We start from the raw sequence: 19,883 nt of genomic DNA on the forward strand, positions 1-19,883 counted from the left end.
TCAGCGGCACTGCGCCATCACTTGTAGCGGCGCAGGATGCGGTCTGCTTCCTTTTGCGCATCCTGCAGGGCCTGGGCCGAGGTCTTGCTGCCGTTGAGGGCGGCCTGCACGGCGTCGTTGAGCACCTTGGTCACGCGCTGGTTCTCATGCGTGGAGAACTCGGCCACCGACACGGGCAGCTGGTCGCGCGCCACCAGGGCCTGCGGGAAGTCCTGGCCGTACTTCTTGAGCGCGGGCGTGTCATAGGCGGCGGGCGAGACGGCGACGTAGCCGCTGTCCATGCTCCACTGCGCGGCCAGCGGGGGCTGGGTGACCCACTTCATGAACTGGAAGGCCGCCTCCTGCTGCTCCCGGGGCGCCTTCTTGAACAGGTAGAAATTGCCGCCGCCCGTGGGCGAGCCCTTGCGCACGTTGCCTGCGATCTGGCCCACGCCGAAGTCGAATTTGGCATTGGCGCGGATATTGGTCAGGTTGCCCGTGGTGGTGACGATGATGGCGGCCTTCTTTTCCATGAAGTCCTTGGGCGTCGTGCCCCACTCCACCACGCCGGCCGGGTGCACGCCTTCCTTGACCAGGCCCACCCAGAAGTCCAGCGCCTCCACTACCCGGGGGCTGTCCAGCGTGACCTGGGTGCCGGCCTCGTTGGCCAGCAGCACGTCATTGGGCGTGGTCAGGGTCTGCAGCATCCAGTAGGCAAAGCCCGTGGACGGGATCTGTATGCCGTACTGCACGACCTTGCCGCTGGCGTCCTTCTTCGTCAGCCTGTGGGCGGCTTCCTTGAGTTCCTTCCAGTTCTGCGGCGCCTTGTTCGGGTCCAGGCCGGCTTCCTTGAAGGCTTCCTTGTTGTAGTACATGACCACGGTGGAACGCTGGAAGGGCACGCCCCAGGTCTTGCCGCCCGCCTGGCTGTTGGCCATGAAGGCCGGGTAGAAGCCCTTGAGCCAGGCCCGGTCGGCATCGGTCTTCACGAAGTCGTCGATGGGGGCGATGGCGTCCTCGTCGATCAGCGTGAACATGTCGGTGGACAGCAGCACCGAGCTGGCCGGCGGCTTGCCCGACTTGTGGGCCGTCAGCGCCTTGACGATGGTCTCCTGGTAGGTGCCCGCGTAGACGGGCGTGATCCGGTACTGCGGATGGGCCTTGTTGAACTCGGCCGCATAGCCGTCGATCACCTTGGTGATGGGGCCGCCCACGGCCACGGGGTAGTAGAACGGCACCTCCAGCGGCGTCTGCGCGCTGGCGGTGTTCAGCAGGCCCGTGGCGGCCACGGCGGCAGCGGCTGCAAGGGTTTTGAGGAAGGCATGGCGTTGCATGGCGGACTCTCCTGGAAGGTGCTTCGGGTGCGAAAGCCGGAACGGCTGAAACGGTGGATTGGCGAAGGAATTGGGGGCCGGTGCCTCGGCATCAGGCCGTGCAGCGCCGCCCCTTTTCGTCAAAGAAATGCGTGGCCTCGCGCGCCCAGCGCAGGCCCACGAGCTGGCCCGGCTGCAGGCCGCCGAGCTGGCTGCCTGCGGTGCGCACCATCAGTTGTTCGCTGCCCACGCGGCAGCGCAGCACCAGGTCGGCGCCCAGGTATTCGAGGCTTTCGATGTCGGCAGCCACCACGGGGCCGCTGCCGACATCGCCATGGAGCGACAGGCGCATGTCCTCGGGCCTGACGCCCAGCCAGCGCGCCTGTCCCGGCTGCTGCAGGCCGGCGGGCGCGGCGCTGGCATGGCTGCCCGCGATGTGCAGGCCGTCGAGGCGTGCGATGTTCATGGCCGGCGTGCCGATGAAGCGCGCGGCAAAGGTGGTGGCGGGCTGGCTGTAGATCTCCTGGGGCGCGGCGCACTGCTCCACGCGCCCCTGGCTGAGCAGCACCACCTGGTCGGCCATGCCCATGGCCTCGGCCTGGTCGTGCGTGACATAGACCACGGTCAGGCCCAGCCGCCGCTGCAGCTCGCGCAGCTCGGTGCGCATTTCCTGGCGCAGCTGGGCGTCGAGGTTGGACAGCGGCTCATCCATCAGGCAGACCCGGGCGCGGGCCACCAGGGCGCGGCCCAAGGCCACGCGCTGTTGCTGGCCGCCCGACAACTGGCCGGGCCGGCGCGCCAGCAGCGCGTCCAGGCCCAGCAGCGCGGCGGCCTCGTCGATGCGCCGGCGCGCCTCGGCCGCCGGGACCTTGCGCACGGACAGGCCGAAGCCGATGTTCTGCGCCACCGTCAGGTGCGGGAACAGCGCGTAGTTCTGGAACACCATGGCAATGCCGCGCCGTGCGGGCGGCAGGTGGGTGACGTCCTGCCCATCGATGCGCACGCGGCCCGAGGTGGCGCTTTCCAGGCCCGCGATGATGCGCAGCGTGGTGGACTTGCCGCAGCCCGAGGGACCGAGCAGCACGCAAAAGGATCCGGGTTCAATGCGCAGATCCAGTGCCTGCAGTGCCGTGGTGCCGCCCCAGGACTTGGCGACACCTTCCATCTCGATCAAGGACATCACGCCAGTCTAGGAAGGCTGTGTGACAGGCCCGTGTCGCGCCACCGGACTGGCGCCCCATGCAGCTCAGGCAGCAGGGTGCTGTCTGTGCCAGTCCGTGGCCTGCTGGAACGCCCAGCCCGCGCGCACCAGCAGGTCTTCGCGGAAGTCGGGGGCCACGAACTGGAAGGCCACGGGCGCGCCCTCAGGAGTGCGTCCTCCGGGCAGCGTGATCGTGGGGCTGCCCGTCAGGTCGAAGGGGCATGTGTAGCGCAGCATGCCCGAGAACAGCTCGGCATCGGAGCCGAAATGCGCCATGCGTTGCAGCGTGGGGGCCGCAAAGGCCGTGGCGGGAACCAGCAGCAGGTCCACCTGCGCGAAGAGTGCGCGCACCCGGCCCGTGAAGTCCGCGCGGCGCAGCAGCAGCCGCTGGTAGTCGGTGGCGGACAGGCCCAGCCCCAGGTCGATCAGCCCGGCGAGCCCGGGGCCATAGGCCTCGCGCCGTGCAGGGAACGTGGCGCCGTGCGCCACGGCGGTCTCCACCGCGCACAGCGCCGGCCAGTCCTGCACCGCCTGGGTGGCATCGGGAAAGCGGACTTCCTGCACGCTGGCCCCCAGGCGCTGCGCCACCGCCAGGGCCTGCTCCACCGCCTGGCGGGAGGGGGCATCCACGCCGTCCAGTGCCCATTGCCGGTCCATACCCAGGCGCAGGCCGGAGAATCCGCGCGTCATCATGGCCAGATAGTCGGGCACGCTGCACTGGCTGGCCGTAGGGTCCAGCGGGTCCGCCCCGGCGATGGCCGCAAGCATGGCTGCGGCATCGGCGGCACTGCGCGCCATCGGGCCTATGTGGTCCAGGGACGCGGCCAATTCGAAGGCGCCGTGGCGGCTCACCCTGCCCCAGGTGGGCTTGAGCCCCGTGATGCCGTTGGCGGCCGATGGAAAGCGGATGGAGCCCCCGGTGTCCGTGCCCAGCGATCCGAAGCACAGCCCCGCCGCCGTGGCCACGCCCGAGCCGCTGGACGAGGCCCCGGGCCACAGCTGGGCTCCCCAGGGGTTGACGGGGGCAGTGATCTCGGGATGGTGGTCGGCAAAGGCGCCTTCGGTCTGCTGCAGCTTGCCCAGGATGACGGCGCCGGCCTCGCGCAGCCTGCGCACCACGGTGGCATCTTCCGTGGGGCGATGCTCGCGGTGCAGCGTCATTCCATGCGTGGTGGGGACACCCCGGGTCCACAGCAGGTCCTTGAGCGCCAGCGGCACGCCGTGCAGCGCACCACGGCGGCGGCCCTGCGCGATCTCCGCGTCGGCGCGGCGGGCGTCCTCCAGCGCCTGCTGCGCCATCACCGTCACGTAGCTGTGCAGCCGCGCGTCCACGGCCTCGATGCGCGCCAGCATGTGGCGGGTCACCTCTTCCGAGGAAATGCGGCGGGACTGGATCTCACGCCCCACCTCCAGCAGTTCGAGATGGTGCAGTTCGCTGTCGTTCATGGCATGTCTCCCGGCGCCCGGCTCCGGGGCGCCACCGTTGTTGCACTGGAAAAGCCGCACGGGACGCACGGCAGGCCCATGCTAGGGAGCCGGCGGCACCGACGCTTGTTCGTGAGGGTCAGCGACCTTGCTCAGGCGGCCAGCAGGCTGCGGGGCGTGCAGCCGAACGCTTTGCGAAAGGCTCGGCTGAAGTGCGCCGCATCGGAGAATCCATGCGCGAAGGCCGCCTCGGTCACGCTGGAGCAGCGCCCCTGCATCAGGGCCTGGCGGCTGGCCTGCAGCCGCAGCTGCCATACCAGGCCCATGGGCGTCTGGTTGCGCCGCGCAAAGGCCCGTGTCACGGTACGCGGCGAGACGTTGTGCTGCTGCGCCAGCCATTGCAGCGACAGCTCGGGCGAGCCCAGGTTGTCCTGGATGAACGCCTGGATGCGGCCATGCAGGTCCCTTTCCGCGCGGGGCTGCACGGCCATTTCCTGCATCTCCAGCGCCAGGGCCAGCACGTCGAGCAGCGCCATGCCGAAGCGCTGCGCCAAGGCATCACCGTGCGGCGCAGGCGGCATGGCGATGGCCTCGCCGAGCATGGCCCGCAGCGGCGCCACGGCCGGGGCATGGCCATGCAGCACCCGGCCCGCGTGCAAGGGTGCACGGGCAAAGCGATTCAACAATTCGCTGCGCGGAATGCGCATCAGCAGGATATCGCGGGGCGCCACCGAGAATTCGAAAGGCTGCGAAGCGTCATAAAGCACCAGATTGCCCGCACTCAGCCGGGCCACTTGCCCGCCCTGGCGCACCTCGGCCTGGCCCTGGAGCAGATAGCCCAGCCACAGCTCGTCGCGGGCATGCAGGCGCAGGTGGGCTGCGTTGCGCACCCAGCGGTGGCTGGGCGCCGACATGGCACTGATCTCCAGCAGTCCCAGGGACCGCACGGACAGCGTGGCCCCGAAGCCGCCGGGACCTGCGGCGTCCCCCTGCGCGCGGTGGCTGTCGGCCGGGATGCAGTGGCGGCAGACCACCTCGTGCCAGTAGTCGAAACGATGGCGTGGCTCCTGCGAATGGGTAGAGTATTCGAGCTGCATGGCAGCGCCCAGTATCCGCAGGCGGCCGCCGGCTGGCACCCCGGTGTTTACCCAAAGGCCCGGGGTGCCGCGACGGCGGCACTGCGCAGCACGGCTCAGCTGTGGCCCGGAGCCCGGTTCAGCAGATGCGTGCGCTTGTCGGCGCTCAGCGACAGGTAGCGCTCGTAGTGGCGCAGGATGTCGGCGATGACTTCCTCGCTTCGCAGGTACTGGATGTCGTGGCCCAGGCGCCCATCCTCGAAGAAGGTGATGGGCTCGTAGACATGGCGGCGCTCCTGCTCGCTGGCCGCCTCGCTCACCAGGAAGGTGGGCACCGTGCGGCGCGTGGCGCGCACGCCGTAGACGAAGTCGCGCAGCGAGGGATCGGGCACGGTCAGGCGCAAGGCGCCCTCGCCATCCAGGTCCTCGGTGACCACGGCCTCAACACCGCGCCTTTGCATCTCGGCGGCCACCTCGTTCATGGCGGGCAGCACCACGCCGGCCAGGAACCTGCGCACATCGGCGCGCGAGGGCTGGTGCACGATCTGCTCCAGGCGCTTGCGCCAGTGCTGGCCGCTCCAGAAGCTGGTGGCCGGAGCCAGGTCGGGCGAGAAGTGCGCGCGGTCGGCCTGCAGCCCGCGCCACAGCCCGTAGCACAGCGCCAGCATGATGACCGCCACGGGCAGGGCCGCCACCAGGGTCATGGCCTGCAGCGCCTTGAGGCCGCCGGCCAGCATCAGCACCATGGCCGTCACGCCCAGCACGGCAGCCCAGAACAGCCGCTGCCAGACCGGCGAACGCGCATGGCCGCGCGAGGCGATGTTGTCCACCACGAAGGCCCCGGAGTCCGCCGAGGTGACGAAGAACACCGCGATCAGCACGATGGTGAGCCAAGCCACGGGCTTGAACCAGGGCAGGTACTCGAAGAAGCGGAACAGCAGCGCATCCACGTTCGAGGCCGTCTGCCCCAACGCGCCCATGGCCACGTGGGTGTCTATCCAGATGGCGCTGTTGCCGAAGGCCGTCATCCACAGCAGGTTGAAGGCCGTGGGCACCAGCAGCACGCCGGTCACGAACTGGCGGATGGTGCGCCCGCGCGAGATGCGCGCGATGAACATGCCCACGAAGGGCGACCAGGAGATCCACCAGGCCCAGTAGAGGATGGTCCAGCCGCCGAACCAGCCTTCCTGGCTGGGCGGCTCGTAGGCGAAGGTGCGGAACGACAGCTGGACCAGGCCAGACACGTAGTTGCCGATGTTCTCGCTCAGCGCCTCGAACAGGAAGACCGTGGGCCCGGCCACGATGACGAAGGCCAGCAGGATGAAGGCCAGCACGAGGTTGAACTCGCTCAGGCGGCGCACGCCCTTGTCCAGGCCCGAGACGGCCGACAGCCCGGCCAGGCAGACCACGATGACGATGACCGCGATGCGGAAAGCCGCCGCAGAGGTGTCCCAGCCCGTGAGGGTGTGCAGGCCGGCGGCCAGCTGCAGCGCGCCGTAGCCCAGCGTGGTGGCGATACCCGCGATGGTGCCCACCAGCGCGAAGGCATCCACGCTGTGGCCGATGGGGCCGTTGATGCGCTTGCCCAGCAGCGGGTACAGGCCCGAGCGCATGGTCAGCGGCAGGTTGTAGCGAAAGCCGAAGTACGCCAGCACCAGGCCCATGGTCCCGTAGACGGCCCAGGCATGGAAGCCCCAGTGGAAGAAGGTGGACTGCAGCGCCTCGCGCGCGGCAGCCGGCGTGGAAGGCACGGCCGTGGGCGGCTTGAGGAAATGCTGCAGCGGCTCGCCCACGCCGAAGTACATCAGGCCGATGCCCATGCCGGCGGCGAACAGCATGGCGGTCCAGGAGATGAAGCTGAACTCGGGCTCAGCATCATCGGGACCCAGGCGGATATCACCGAAACGGCTGGACGCGACGAAGATCAGAAAGACCAGGAACAGCGTGACCGAGACGGCATAGAACCAGTCCATGTGCCCCACCACCCAGGCCTGGGCGCTGGAGAACAGCCGGTCGGCACTGTCGGGCATGAAGCCGCAGTACAGCAGCAGCAGGCCCAGAACCAGCAAGGAAGGAATGACGACGGGGCCGGAGAACGTGATGCGCGGTGCAGGCTCGGCTGGCGATGGCGTGGCCGCCTGCGGCGCATCCGGTGGCGCAGCCACTGGCGGCGCAGGTGGCGCCGGTCGGGGATCGGTGGTCGTGTCTGGCATATACCCTCTCTCTTGTGATCAATGGTGTGCCCGGGAACCGATTCGCAATGGTGGCGGCCCTGCCCTTGTGGGGCGGGCCGCGTTCCCTGCTCGGGGGATGTCCGCCGGGCAAAGGCCGCAAGTATCGTGATTCGCCGCGTCTGGTCGCGTCGGACGCAGGCCCTGAATGCTTCCGTTTTGCTGACGTACCGACCTCGGACCAGATCAGGCCTGGCTGGTTCAGGACGCCAGCTTGGCCACAACGGCCGGGGCGATGACGCGGTGGGCCGGCGTCACGCCCAGCATGTAGATGCGGCCCAGCGCGTTGTGCACATGGACCACGGTGGACATGGCCACGGTGAAGGTGGCCGACGACAGGCCCTCGGGCCGGGGCAGCTTCATGAGGGAGACCTGCACGTCCAGATGCCTGTCGCTGTCGCCCAGCACCACTTCGCTGTCGCTCAGGGCATGGACACGGAAGATGCCGGCGCGGTCGCCCACGCGGTAGCTCGATGGCTGGCGCTGCGCATCGACGCCGCTGAGCGTGCCCAGGTCCTTGATGCCGAAGGGCGCCACCACGCGGTTGCGCAGGCGCATCAGAAAGTCGATCCAGCCCGGCGTGCGGCCCATGCAGCGCAGGTACAGCGCCATGGGGCTGCTGCCGTCGTCCGGCAATTGCAGCTGGTAGCTGTCGTGGAAATAGGCGGTCTTGAGGCGGTCCTGCAGGGCGCTGCCCGCGGGAACCGGAGAGAGGATGACTTGTGCCATGGAGCGGAGGTGATGAAAAAAGGGGGCGGTCCTGCAGCCATCATAGGCCGCAGGGCCGCCCCCTTGTCAGGGCGCCATCAACGCTGCATCAGCGCTTGTCGCTCACCTTGATGCGGGCGTTGGGAACCTCGCCGAACATCTCGGGCGCATACAGCGCCTCCACCCGCGTGGGCGGCAGCGCGAAGTCGCCGGCATTGTTCAGCCGCACGGTGTACTCCACGCGCGTATTGCCCTTGGGCAGGTACTGGTAGTAGGCGCGGTAGGCCTCAAAGCTGCGCTCTTCATAAGCCAGCCAGCCCGCGCCTTCCGCGCGCTCGCCGCCCGAGGCGATCTCCGAGTCGCGCCCCAGACCGCCGCCCAGGATGGTGGCGCCCGTGGGCACGGGGTCGGTGATGGCCACCCAGGTCATGTCGGTGCGGGCCTGCACCTCCAGCGTGACGCGCAGCACGTCGCCGCGCGAGTACTGGCCTGCGGGCAGGCTCTTGTCGGCCTGCTCCACGGGCTTGACCGTGCGCGTGACGGTGTAGCCGGCGCTGAACGGCGCCTTGAGCTGCACGGCCGCCACGGACTGCAGCGTGAGCCAGGGCTTGCCGGTGCCCTGCTGGGTCACCGTCAGCTGGCCCTTGCGGGCATCACCCACCGCGCTCCAGGGCAGGAACATGGTGTTGTTGCGCAGGCCGCCGACCACCGTGGTCGCGCCGAAGCTGGACGCCTGGTGGGCCGCGCCCTCGGTGTCGCTGGCGCGCATGCGCGTGACCTGGCTCCACTCCACGCGGGCCTGGGACGCGCCCAAAGCCGCCTGGGTGGCGCCCGTCACGGGCGTGGCCTCGAACTGCTGCGAGAAGCGCTGCAGTGCCAGCGCCCCCCACAGGTTGGCCGTGGTCGTGCCCCAGGCGCCGTTGCTCTGGCGCGAGATGAAGCCGTTGGCCAGGCGCGGCAGCTCTTCCTTCCACGTCGGGTCGTCCATGTTGACCAGCATCAGGCGGGCCAGGTTGACCTCGGGGCCCTGCATCAGCCACCACCACTGGTCGTCCTGCTCGTTGCTGAAGGCCACGCGCGTGCCCTGGTAGCTCAGGCGGGCGCGCAGGATCTGCTGGGCCTGGGCCAGCTGCTGTTCGCGCTGGGGCAGCTCGCGCATGTGCTTGAGCAGGGCCACCCAGTCGATGACGGCATGCGTGGGCCAGTCGTTGGGCGCGATGGTGATGCTGTCGAGCATGCGCGGATTGGCGCGGCCCGTCAGCGCCAGCGCCTGGATGGCGGCCAGCTTGCGCATGTCCAGATCCTTGCGCGGGCTCCAGAAGCTGCGCTGGATGCGGCCTTCGACGAAGGCGATCAGACCGTTTTCCATGCGCTCGCGCTCGGCCGCCGGCAGCACGAAGCGCTTGTCCACGCCCTGCGCCAGTGCCGAGAGGTTGAGCAGGTGGGCCGTCAGCGTATCGCTGCCGCGAGCCGCACGGCCCGACCCGTCGCCTGCCAGCGGGAAGTAGCTGGCCAGGCCGTCGCCGTCCAGGTAGCTGGGCAGCTGGCCCATCGTGGACTGCCACAGCGTGGCGTCGCTCATGCCCACGGCCTTGCTGGTGACCTGCTCCAGGCAGCTGTAGGGATAGCGCGCCCACCAGTCGCGCACGCCGGGCAGGCCTTCGGCCAGCTTGGGCGCCAGCGACATGCGCAGGCCGCCCCGGCCGGACAGTGCATCGGCCGGCAGCTGCACGGGCAGGTTGATGCTGCCATCGACCTGCATCAGCGTGCCCTGCTGCACCGTCAGCGGCACGGCCGGGATGATGCGCTGGCTGACCTTCAGCCTGTCGCTGGCCGGCTTGTCGCCGCCTGCGGTGTCGCGGGCCTCGATCTCCCAGATCAGCGCCTCGGCGCGCGTCTGGCCCAGCTGGGCCGGCGCCGTGACGTTCCAGGCCACCTCGCGCGCCTCGCCCGCGGGAATCTCCACGGTCTGCGCTGCCAGCTCCAGCAGCGTGGCACGCGGCGTGACCTGCACCTTCATGGCCTTGGCCGAGGTGTTGCGCAGCGTGACCATGGCACGGAACTGGTCCTCCTCGCGCACCAGCGGCGGCAGGCCGCTGATGATCTGCAGGTCCTGGGCCGTGCGGATGGGCGCCTGGCCCGTGCCGAACATCGACACGCCATGGTCGGCCACCGCCACCACCTGGAAGGTGGTCAGCGAGTCGTTGAGCGGCACGCTGACCTGGGCCTTGCCCTGGGCATCGAGCACCACACTCGGATTCCACAGCAGCAGCGTCTCGAACAGCTCGCGCGTCTGGCTGCGGCCACCGCCGCCGCCAGCGGCCACGGCCTTGCGGCCGTAGTGGCGCCTGCCGATCACCTCCATCTGCGCGGTCGAGGTCTGCACGCCCCACTCGCGGCGGCGCAGCATCGCGTCGGCCAGCTGCCAGCTGGTGTTGGGCATGAGCTCCAGCAGGGCCTGGTCCACGACCGCCAGCGCCACCTCGGCGCCAGCGGCGGGCTTGCCGTCGGGCAGCGTGGCGCTGATGGTGACCTTGGCGGTGCCGCGCACCTGGTAGCTGGCCTGGTCGGCCGTGACCTTGACGTCGATGCGATGGGCCTTGGTGCCCACGCGGATCTCGGCCATGCCCAGGCGGTAAGCGGGCTTGGACAGATCGACCAGGGCCGTGGGCGCGATGTACTCCTTGCCCTCGTGCCAGAAGGCGTTCCACCACTCGCGCGGCGCCTTGAAGCCCCAGGTGAAGAAGCTGTACCAGGGCACCTCGCGCAGTCGCCCGCGCAGGGCCAGCACGCTCACGTAGACGTTGGGGCCCCAGTCGGGCTGGACCTTCAGCTCCACGGTGGGGTTCTGGCCATTGAGCTGCATGACCTGGGTGCTGACGATGCCTTCGCGTTCCACGGCGACCAGGGCCGTCGCGTAGCGGAAGGGCATGCGCACCTGGAAGCGCGCGGTCTCGCCGGGCTCGTAGCTGCGCTTTTCGGGCAGCACGTCCATGCGGTCATGGTCCTCGCCGCCGAACCACAGTTCGCCCTGGCGCGTGACCCAGACGCTGGAGGCAGCCTGGGCGGGCCGGCCGTCCTTGTCGGAGGCGGTGACGATCAGCTCGACCTCGCCGGGCTGCGACAGCTGGGCCTCGCACTGCACCATGCCCTGGGCATCGCTGTTGCCCGTGCACACCGTGCCCATGGACTTGAGCGTGGTCTGGTTGTCGTAGCTGTAAAAGCCCCCCACCAGGCGCTTGCGGCTGCTGGTGGTGACGCGGGAGATGGCCTCGACCTTGACCGGCACGCCGGCCTGGGGCTTGCCGTCCACGCCCAGGGCCAGCGCCTGGAACTGCAGCTTGCGGCCCGTGGTGATCCAGCTTTCGGCGCGCACGCCGGCCACGATGGCCGCGGGCCACAGCATCTGCGTGCTGCGCAGGGTCTGCACCTCGCCGTTGGGATCGGCATAGGTGGCCTCGATCAGCAGCTCGCGCGGCTCGCGCAGCTTGGGCAGGTTCTCGATCTTGAGCTTGCCCAGTCCTTCACGGTCCAGCGTCACGGGCAGCTTGTCGGCCACCACCTTGCTGTCCTGTGAGGCCGTGGCCTCCTCGTCATCGCTCTGGCCCGTGTCCTGGGCGCTGCGCGGTGCCGAGAAGCTGAAGCCCTGCCAGTCGCTGCGGTCCATCCAGGTGGAGCGCACCAGGGCGGACACGCGCACCGGCAGGTTGGCGGCCGGGCCGCCGGAGACGTAGTTCACCTGCACCTGCACCGGCAGGCTGGAGACGCCGACCAGGGCCTGCTTGCCTTCGGGGCCCACACGGCCTTCGAGCACGGGCAGGCGGAATTCCTCGACACGGAAGCTGCCCGTGCCGAAGCGGTTGTTGCGCCCGCGCGAGCCGTTGCCATCGCCGCGCAGCTCCACGGAATACGAGCCGAGCTTGGCACCCTTGGGCACGGAGAAGCTGTTTTCCGCACTCAGGCCGCCCGTGCCCGTGGAACGCCACTGCAGCGGCTGCGTGTACTGCTGGCCGCTGCCTTCATGGGTGATGACCAGTTGCGTGGGCCGCTGCTCGGGCAGCGCAAAGCCGCCCTGCCCCTGGCCGATGCCGGTCTGGGTGCGCATCAGGTGCTTCATGGACACGGTCTCGCCGGCGCGCAGCAGCGTGCGGTCGAAGATGGTGTGGGCCACCTCGTCGCGCTGGGCGCTGCGGCTGGTGGGCACGTTGAAGCGCCAGGACTCGATGCCGCGCTGCCAGTCGCTCCAGGTGAAGGCCAGCTCCTGCTGGCCGTCCTTGCCCTGGGCGCGTGCGCTGACGAAGTAGGCCGGCGAGCGGTAGCCGACACCGCCCGTGCACTGGGGCGGCTCGGGCGACAGGCCGTCCAGGCGCGCCACGCCGCTGGCATCGGTGGTGGCCGAGGTCAGCACCTTGCCATTGCAGTCGGAGACCTGGATCCTGGCATTGGCCACGACCTGGCCCTTGTCCAGCGTGGTCACCCAGGCGGCCGCGTTCTCGCGGCCGAGCTTGAAGTGCACGGACAAATTGGTCACCAGGGCGGAGGTGCGCACATACATGCTGCGTGCCGAGCCGTAGCGCTCATCGAGCAGCGACTGGCCCAGCAGCGGCGAGGCGATCTCGACCACGTGAAAGCCCGGCGTGAGCGGAATGCCCACCACCTCGAAGGGGCGCGGATCGCCCTTGACGGGCTTGGGCAGCTCCAGCGTCTTGACGTCGCCCTGGCCGGCCAGCAGCGACAGCATGCGCGTCTGCACATAGTCGCGGTTTTCGTTGTCGATCACGGGCGGCAGCGGGCCCTTGATGTCGCGCGAGGCGCGCTTGCGGTCCATGTCGGAGGACTCGTAGTCGGCCACGCGGCGCATCCAGGCGATGATCTCGGCATCGCTGCCGGGCTGCTTGGTGCTCACGCGGCTGGCATCCAGGGACTTGGTGGCCAGCTCGGACTCCACATTGCGCAGCGTCACGGGCAGCAGGGCCGGGCCGTCCGGGCCTTCGGCATAGCGCTCGACGATGCCGAAGGGCGAGGCCGCGAACTTGGCCAGCGGCGGCAGCGCGCCCGTGGCCACCTGCAGCGGGAACATGTCGGCATTGCTCAGGCTGCGGCCTGCCGCGTCCTTGAACTGCGGAGGCAGCTCCACCGTGTAGCGCGCCTGGGCCTGCATGGTGGCCGGGAAGCTCAGGTTCTGCACCAGCGAATCCTCGCTGAGCTTTTCGCCGTATTCGCCGTCGATCACGGGCGCCACCTTGGAGGCGCCGCTGCTCAGGCGAATGCCCTCGGCCAGCTTGCGCGGCACGGGGGCATTGAAGCTCAGGCGCATGGGGCGGATCGGCAGGCAGGCGGCCTGGGCGTTCTCGCGCTCGCAGCTGAACTCGGCCGCGAAGGGCTCGCGCACGCGGTACTCGAAGCGCTTGTCCTGGCGGCTGGCCACGCCATTGGGCGTGGCGATGCCGGCGCCAAAAACCAGCTTCATGGTCGTGCCCGCCGTCAGGCGGCGGTTGCAGGCCAGCGTGGCGTACTGCAGCGGGTTCTTGGCGGCGGCCTTGTCCCAGCCGCGGTGCTTGAGCAGCTCGTCGCGCTCCTTGCCTTCGATCAGGCGCACGGGAATGCGCTCGCCCACGCCTTCGGCCGTGCACCACATGTGCTGCTGCAGGCTTTGCACGGTGGCCGGGCCCGACAGGCGCAGCGCGAAGTACTGCTCCTCGTCGATCTGTTCATAGGTGTCGGGCGCCATGTCCAGCACGGCCGGGCCGCCGGTCTGGAACTGGTAGCTGGCAGCGCCCGTCACGGCCGTGCCCGCAGGCGACTTGTAGCCGGCCACCAGCTGGGCCGTGCAGCGCACGCCCGGCGGCAGGGCCTGCTTGAAGTCGAACACCCATTCGCGGTCGCTGTTCCAGCGGCCCGTGCCCTGGGTGGCCGCCGCATCGCTGCAGCTGAGCGTGACCGGCGCGGCCGCCTTGGGGTCGCCAAAGCGCACGGCCGTGCCATCGAACTGCACCACCACCTGCTCGACCTTGGCCACCTCTCCCTGCGGGCTGAACTGGCGCACGCCCACGGCCTGCGCCGTCAGCGCCACCGATCCCAGCAGCAGCCCCAACCCCCACCGGCTCCAGGGCCGGCTGTGCGCCGGAGCCCCCTGCAACCCACTGATCGCTTTCGTGCGAAGCACCCCCATGGCAATCCCTTCTGTCGGGCTCAGATGGCCCGCTGTTTTCTTGGAATGAGCAGGCTTTCAGCACTGCGACGCGAGCTGTCCGCATGACACGCTGCAAATGAAAAACCCTGCGCTGCAGGCAGGGCTCGGCGGCAAGGGCTGGAACAAGGCGCAGGCCTGTCGCCCGCATGCACCGAATGCAGGGCCGCATCCGCTGCGGCTGAAAACCACTGCGCGGGATGATACCGGCCCGCATCCGCTGCAGGCCCTGCGGCGGGTGCCCGGAACCGGGTCTGCGGTGTATCCATCTGTAAGACATCGGCGCATCAACACGTCATATCCATGCAATCACAGGGCTCACCTCCCACCACAGGCCCCGTCAGACTACATACAGCGTGCTGCCTATACTGCGCGGATACAACACAGGGAGAGAGTCCGTCCATGAAGCCGAACCACGTTGCCGTGCCTCAGCCGTTCTGGCACCGGATCAACCAGTTCTTCGCCTTTCCGTTGCAGTCACAGCCGCTGGGCTATGCGCTGCTGCTGTCGCTGGGCAGCCTGCTGTTCAAGGCGCTGTTCTTCCTGCCCGCACCCCTGGCCATCGGGCTGGTGCAGATCGGTATCCTGCTGGCCGCCAGCCGCTATGGTTTCAAGGTGGCAGCGCTGGGTTCGCAGGGCATATCGCGCGCTGCGGACTATCCTCGCCACCTGGACCCGGACTGGACCCATCTGCCCTGGAAGCTGTTCGCCATTTTGGTGGTGCACGGCATCATCGTCGGATGGTGTGCGCGGGTGAGCCTGGGCATGGCGCAGCTGGCCCTGCTGCTGCTGTCCTTTTTGCTGCCGGCCAGCATCATCGTGCTGGTGCAGACGACGGGCTTTTTCTCCGCACTCAATCCGCTGCTGATCCTGGACACGGTGCGCATCATCGGCAAGCCCTATGCGCTGCTGTGCTTTTTTCTGTTCCTGTTGAGCAGCGGTGCGCAGATCGCCATGTCGCTGCTGCTGCCGCTGTTCAGCGGGCTGATCCTGCTGCCGCTGTTCAACTTCGCCATGATCTATTTCGGCTGGGTCATGGCCAGCCTGCTGGGCTATGTGATGTACCAGCACCATGAGGCTCTGGGCATCGACGCCGCGCCCCAGGCAGACAACGGACCCGACGGGGCGCCTGCGCGCACGCCCGAACAGATCGCCCGCCAGCAGCTGGACGAGGACGTGGCCGAGCACGTGGCCGCTGGCGACCTGGCCGCCGCGCTGGGCCTGGCCTACGAGGACCAGCGCACCCACCCCGACGACACGCATGCCCAGCGCCGCTACCACCGCTTGCTGCTGCTGTCGGACAAGACGGCCACGCTGCTGGACCACGGCCGGCGCTTCATCGCCCTGCTGCTGCGCCAGGGCCAGACCGCCGAGGCGCTCAAGGTGTTCCAGGCCTGCCGCGCCAAGGAAGCGAGCTTTGCGCTGGACGATGCCGACCAGACACTGGCCCTGGCGCGCAGCACCTGGCGCGCGGGCGATGCACAGGCGACGCTGACCCTGATCTCGGGCTTCGACAAACGCTTCAAGGGCCATGCCGCCGTGCCCCATGCCTATGAACTGGCGGCGCGCCTGATGCTGCAGGGCTTCGGGCGCCGGGACATGGCCCAGGGCATCCTGGCCACGCTGCAGGCGCGCCATCCCGACAGCGAGGCCACGCAGGAGGTGCGGTGGCTGCTGCGTGACCCGGAACCGGAACAGGGACCGGACCCGCGCCCGGCCCCGCACTGATCACGCCGTGGCCTGGGACCGGGCCTGCCCGTCGAGCAACAGCCGGGTCACGGCCTCATCGGGCGCCCAGCGCTGCAGTTGTGGCAGCCAGGCGCGGGCGCGCTGTGCCAGCCCCTGCTGCAGCAGGCCGTTGACCAGCAGGCACAGCGTCTCGCCCAGGCCCGGCTGGCCGGGTGCTGCCTGCAGCAGCGCGCGGCACAGCTTCTCGGCATCGTCGAACGCACGGGCACGCGTGAAGCGGCGCACCAGCCTGGCCATGTCCTCGGGCGCGATTCTGGCGCCTGGGCGGGCCAGGTCCAGGTAGATGCGGTAGCTGGCGTGCTGCCAGGCCAGGGTGGCGGCATCACGGGCCGGCAGCCTGAAGATGCGCCGGGCCGCACGGTGGAAGTCCTCGCTGGCAGGCGCATAGCGGGCTGCGGCAAACCAGGCGCGCAGCACCTCGGTGTCGGCAGGCCGCAGCTGGGCTGCGGCGCGCCAGGCGCGCAGGGCGCCCTCCATGTCCAGCGCCTGGCCCAGGCGTCGCGCGTTGGCGACATGTGCGTCGAAGCCATCGTCCGGCGCCGAATGGCAGCCCGCCAACGCCGCCCGTGGCTTGCGGCGCAGATGCAGGGCCATCAGGGTCGCGCCCGTGAGCAGGCCGCCCAGGTGGGCCATGTAGCCAGCGCTCTGGCCACTGAAAAAATGCTGCAGCACTTCATTGGCGATCCAGGCTGGCAGCAGGATCAAGGCGGGCGCAGTGACGTAGTTGAAATAAAAAAACAGCTGATAGAAGAAACGGACACGCCGCAGCCGGTACATGACGGCGTACATGCCCATCAGGGCGGCCACGGCGCCCGAGGCGCCCAAGCCGTAACTGCCTGTGCCTGCATAGGCCCAACCCGAAAGCACCGAGCCACCCACGGCGCCCAGCAGATAAAACAACAGATAGGTGCCGCGCCCCAGCATCAACTCGACCGAGAAGCCGAACATGAAGAGAAACAGCATATTGCCCACCAGGTGGCTGGTGTCGACATGCAGGAACGCTGCGGTGATCCAGGTCACCGGGCGCATCGGCGCGTCCAGGGCATAGTTTTTGGCCCAGCGCGTGGTGAAAGGTTCCGGCTGCAACGCCTCGTAGCGGCTGCGGTCGGTCTGCCAACGCTCGTGCAGGGGATCGCTTTCGGGCACGATCTGCCCGCTGCGCAGCAGCGCCAGGAAGGCGGGCTCCTGCTCCATGCGCTGCAGCAGCGGCTCGACCAGGCCCTTTTTCTGCAGCACCTTCGCCTGCTTGGCAATGGGCGAATCCGTGCGCTGCAGCCAGTCCACAAAGCGCGGCAACTCGATGCCCGGCAGCGCGCTGGCGGCATAGAACTGCGCCGCCGCCTGCTGGGCGCGCTCTTCGGAGCGCTGGGGCCCGAAGAACACCAGCACGTTCACGAGGATGATCAGCAGCGTCATCCACGGCGGATTGCTCCAGCGGGGCCGGTCCTCCAGCGGAATCGCGTAGAACATGCGGGACCGCTGGACGCGCGCTTACTGCGGCTGGAAGCCGCTGGTCTGGATGATGCGTTTCCAGACCTGGGTATAGGCCTGCTCGCGCTCGGCCAGTTGCGCGGGCGGCATGTGGCCCACGGTCAGGCCCAGGGCGGTGAGCTGCTCGTGCACATCGGGCTGTTTGAGCACGGTGGCCACTGCGGCGGAGAAGCGGTCGATGAAGGCCTGGGGCGTGCCGCGCGGCGCGTAGATGCCGTAGTAGGGCGTGTCCTCGAAGCCCTTGACGCCCTGCTCGGCCAGCGTGGGCACTTCGGGCATGGTGGCCTGGCGGCGCGTGCCCAGCACGCCGATCACGCGCAGCTTGCCGGCCTTGTGGTTTTCCATGAAGTCCTGCACCGAGGCGATGCCGGCCGGAATCTGGTTGCCCAGCATGTCGGCCAGCATGGGCGCGCTGCCCCGGTAGGGCGCGGCCACCAGGTCCAGCCTGTAGTGCTCGCCCAGCAGCCTGACCAGGAATTCCGGCGTGGACGCGGGCGCGGGTATGCCGATGCTGCCGCGCTTTGCGCCCTGGCGCACCCACTCCACATACTCGGCAAGGTTGCGCGCCGGCGTGTTGGCGGAGACCGCCAGCGCGTTCACGAAGGTGGCAAAGCCGGCCACGGGAACGAAGTCATGGCCAGGGTCGAAACCCGGCTTCTTCACCACCTGGGGCAGGATGGAGATGGTGTGGTCATGCGTGAGGAACAGGGTATGACCGTCGGCCGCAGCCGCCTTGAGTTGCTGCGCCGCGATCTGCCCGCCCGCGCCGGGGCGGTTGTCCACCAGCACCGTGGTGCCCAGCACGTCCTTGAGCCGGTCGGCCAGCAGGCGTGCGATGGCATCCGTGCCGCCGCCCGGCGGAAAGCCCACCAGGATGCGGATGACCTGCCCGGGCTGTGCCCAGGCCAGCGGAGCCAGGGCCGACGAGGCGGCAACGGCAGTCACTGCGCCGGCGGCGCGCAGCGCCCCGGTCAGCAGTTGGCGGCGGGAGGATGTCATGGCGCGGCTCCGGCGAACGGGGGATCAGCCCAGGCGTGCGTTCAGGCGTGCATTCAAGCGCGCCTGGTGGCCTGCGAGCTGCTTGCGCACCTGGGCCGGCGCCGTGCCGCCCAGGGTGTTGCGCGCATTGAGCGAGCCTTCGAGGCTGAGCGCCTCGAAGACATCGGCCTCGATGCCGGGGTTGAAGGCCTGCAGTTCGGCCAGCGGCAGCTCGGTCAGGTCCACGCCCTTTTGCGAGGCCAGCTTGACGGCATGGGCCACGGTCTCGTGCGCATCGCGGAAGGGCAGGCCCTTCTTGACCAGGTAGTCGGCCAGGTCGGTGGCCGTGGCGTAGCCCTTGAGCGCGGCGGCGCGCATGGCTTCGGCGTTGACGGTGATGCCGCCCTTCTTGCCGCCCGTGGCCGGGTCGGCCTGGCCGCCGATCATCTCGGCGAAGATGCGCAGCGTGTCCTTCAGGGTGTCCACCGTGTCGAACAGCGGCTCCTTGTCTTCCTGGTTGTCCTTGTTGTAGGCCAGGGGCTGGCCCTTCATCAGGGTGATCAGGCCCATCAGGTGGCCGACCACGCGGCCGGTCTTGCCGCGTGCCAGCTCGGGCACGTCGGGGTTCTTCTTCTGCGGCATGATCGACGAGCCCGTGGTGAAGCGGTCGGCGATGCGGATGAAGCCGAAGTTCTGGCTCATCCAGATGATCAGCTCTTCGGACAGGCGGCTCACGTGCACCATGCACAGGCTGGCGGCCGAGGTGAATTCGATGGCGAAGTCGCGGTCGCTGACGCCGTCCAGCGAGTTCTGGCAGACGCCTTCCATGCCCAGGGTGCGGGCCACGCGCTCGCGGTCCAGCGGGTAGGTGGTGCCGGCCAGGGCGGCGCTGCCCAGCGGCAGCACGTTGACGCGGCGGCGCAGATCCAGCATGCGCTCGGCGTCGCGCTTGAACATTTCCACATAGGCCAGCAGGTGGTGGGCAAAGCTCACGGGCTGGGCCACCTGCAGGTGGGTGAAGCCGGGCAGGATCACGTCCACGTTCTTCTCGGCCACTTCGACCAGGGACAGCTGCAGCTCGCCCAGCAGGCCTTCGATGAGGTCGATCTCGCCGCGCAGCCACAGGCGCACGTCGGTGGCCACCTGGTCGTTGCGGCTGCGGCCCGTGTGCAGGCGCTTGCCGGCGTCGCCGACCAGCTGGGTCAGGCGGGCCTCGATGTTCAGGTGCACGTCTTCCAGGTCGAGCTTCCACTCGAACTGGCCGGACTCGATTTCCTGCGTGATCTGCGCCATGCCCTTGCGGATGGACTCGTGGTCGGCGGCGGCGATGATGCCCTGGGCCGCCAGCATCTCGGCATGCGCCAGGCTGCCCGTGATGTCGGCCTGCCACAGGCGCTTGTCGAAGAACACGCTGGAGGTATAGCGCTTGACCAGATCGCTCATCGGCTCTTCAAAGAGAGCGGACCAGGCCTGGGCCTTGGTGTCGAGCTGGTTGTGCGAGGCGGACGTTGGTTGATTGGCAGACATGTGAGGACGCGATCT

Annotated in this window: 11 protein-coding genes; 1 reads left to right on the forward strand and 10 read right to left on the reverse strand. The window is 69.0% G+C overall.

What is annotated here, in order from left to right; all coding sequences use genetic code 11:
- Positions 1-17: 17 nt before the first annotated feature.
- The 7 genes from DACI_RS26820 to DACI_RS26850 form a co-directional block, all read right to left on the reverse strand.
- Entirely contained in the window at positions 18-1,313 is a 1,296-nt protein-coding gene (locus tag DACI_RS26820; protein WP_012207104.1) for an ABC transporter substrate-binding protein, read from the reverse strand.
- Between the two features lie 91 nt (positions 1,314-1,404).
- Positions 1,405-2,472, reverse strand: coding sequence for an ABC transporter ATP-binding protein (locus tag DACI_RS26825; protein ID WP_012207105.1), 1,068 nt, complete (start codon positions 2,470-2,472; stop codon positions 1,405-1,407).
- A gap of 66 nt (positions 2,473-2,538) precedes the next feature.
- Positions 2,539-3,939, reverse strand: a complete 1,401-nt coding sequence (locus tag DACI_RS26830; protein WP_012207106.1) for an amidase — start codon at positions 3,937-3,939, stop codon at positions 2,539-2,541.
- Between the two features lie 131 nt (positions 3,940-4,070).
- Positions 4,071-5,015 (reverse strand): helix-turn-helix domain-containing protein, encoded by a 945-nt coding sequence (locus tag DACI_RS26835; RefSeq protein ID WP_012207107.1) that lies wholly within the window; start codon positions 5,013-5,015, stop codon positions 4,071-4,073.
- Positions 5,016-5,110: 95 nt separating this feature from the next.
- A complete protein-coding gene (locus DACI_RS26840; protein WP_012207108.1) occupies positions 5,111-7,207 on the reverse strand; it encodes a BCCT family transporter in 2,097 nt (698 codons plus the stop codon).
- 219 nt (positions 7,208-7,426) lie between these two features.
- On the reverse strand, positions 7,427-7,954 hold the full coding sequence (locus DACI_RS26845) for a DUF2867 domain-containing protein (protein ID WP_012207109.1): 528 nt from the start codon (positions 7,952-7,954) through the stop codon (positions 7,427-7,429).
- Positions 7,955-8,042: 88 nt separating this feature from the next.
- Positions 8,043-14,105 carry an alpha-2-macroglobulin family protein gene (locus DACI_RS26850; RefSeq protein ID WP_043782733.1) on the reverse strand — a complete coding sequence of 2,021 codons (6,063 nt, stop codon included), beginning with the start codon at positions 14,103-14,105 and terminating at the stop codon, positions 8,043-8,045.
- A 420-nt stretch (positions 14,106-14,525) separates the two neighbouring features.
- Here DACI_RS26850 and DACI_RS26855 point away from each other — a divergent pair, with 420 nt between their 5' ends.
- Positions 14,526-15,851: a tetratricopeptide repeat protein gene (locus DACI_RS26855; protein ID WP_012207111.1), complete on the forward strand. Its 1,326-nt coding sequence runs from the start codon at positions 14,526-14,528 to the stop codon at positions 15,849-15,851.
- Here DACI_RS26855 and DACI_RS26860 read toward each other — a convergent pair whose 3' ends face one another.
- The 3 genes from DACI_RS26860 to argH are packed head-to-tail and all read right to left on the reverse strand — an operon-like array spanning position 15,852 to position 19,868.
- Entirely contained in the window at positions 15,852-17,342 is a 1,491-nt protein-coding gene (locus DACI_RS26860) for a rhomboid family intramembrane serine protease (protein WP_012207112.1), read from the reverse strand.
- A 21-nt stretch (positions 17,343-17,363) separates the two neighbouring features.
- Positions 17,364-18,362, reverse strand: coding sequence for a Bug family tripartite tricarboxylate transporter substrate binding protein (locus DACI_RS26865; protein WP_012207113.1), 999 nt, complete (start codon positions 18,360-18,362; stop codon positions 17,364-17,366).
- A gap of 24 nt (positions 18,363-18,386) precedes the next feature.
- On the reverse strand, positions 18,387-19,868 hold the full coding sequence (gene argH, locus DACI_RS26870) for an argininosuccinate lyase (protein WP_012207114.1): 1,482 nt from the start codon (positions 19,866-19,868) through the stop codon (positions 18,387-18,389).
- Positions 19,869-19,883 lie beyond the last annotated feature (15 nt).

This window comes from Delftia acidovorans SPH-1 (assembly GCF_000018665.1).
In the GTDB taxonomy this organism is placed as follows: domain Bacteria; phylum Pseudomonadota; class Gammaproteobacteria; order Burkholderiales; family Burkholderiaceae_C; genus Comamonas; species Comamonas acidovorans.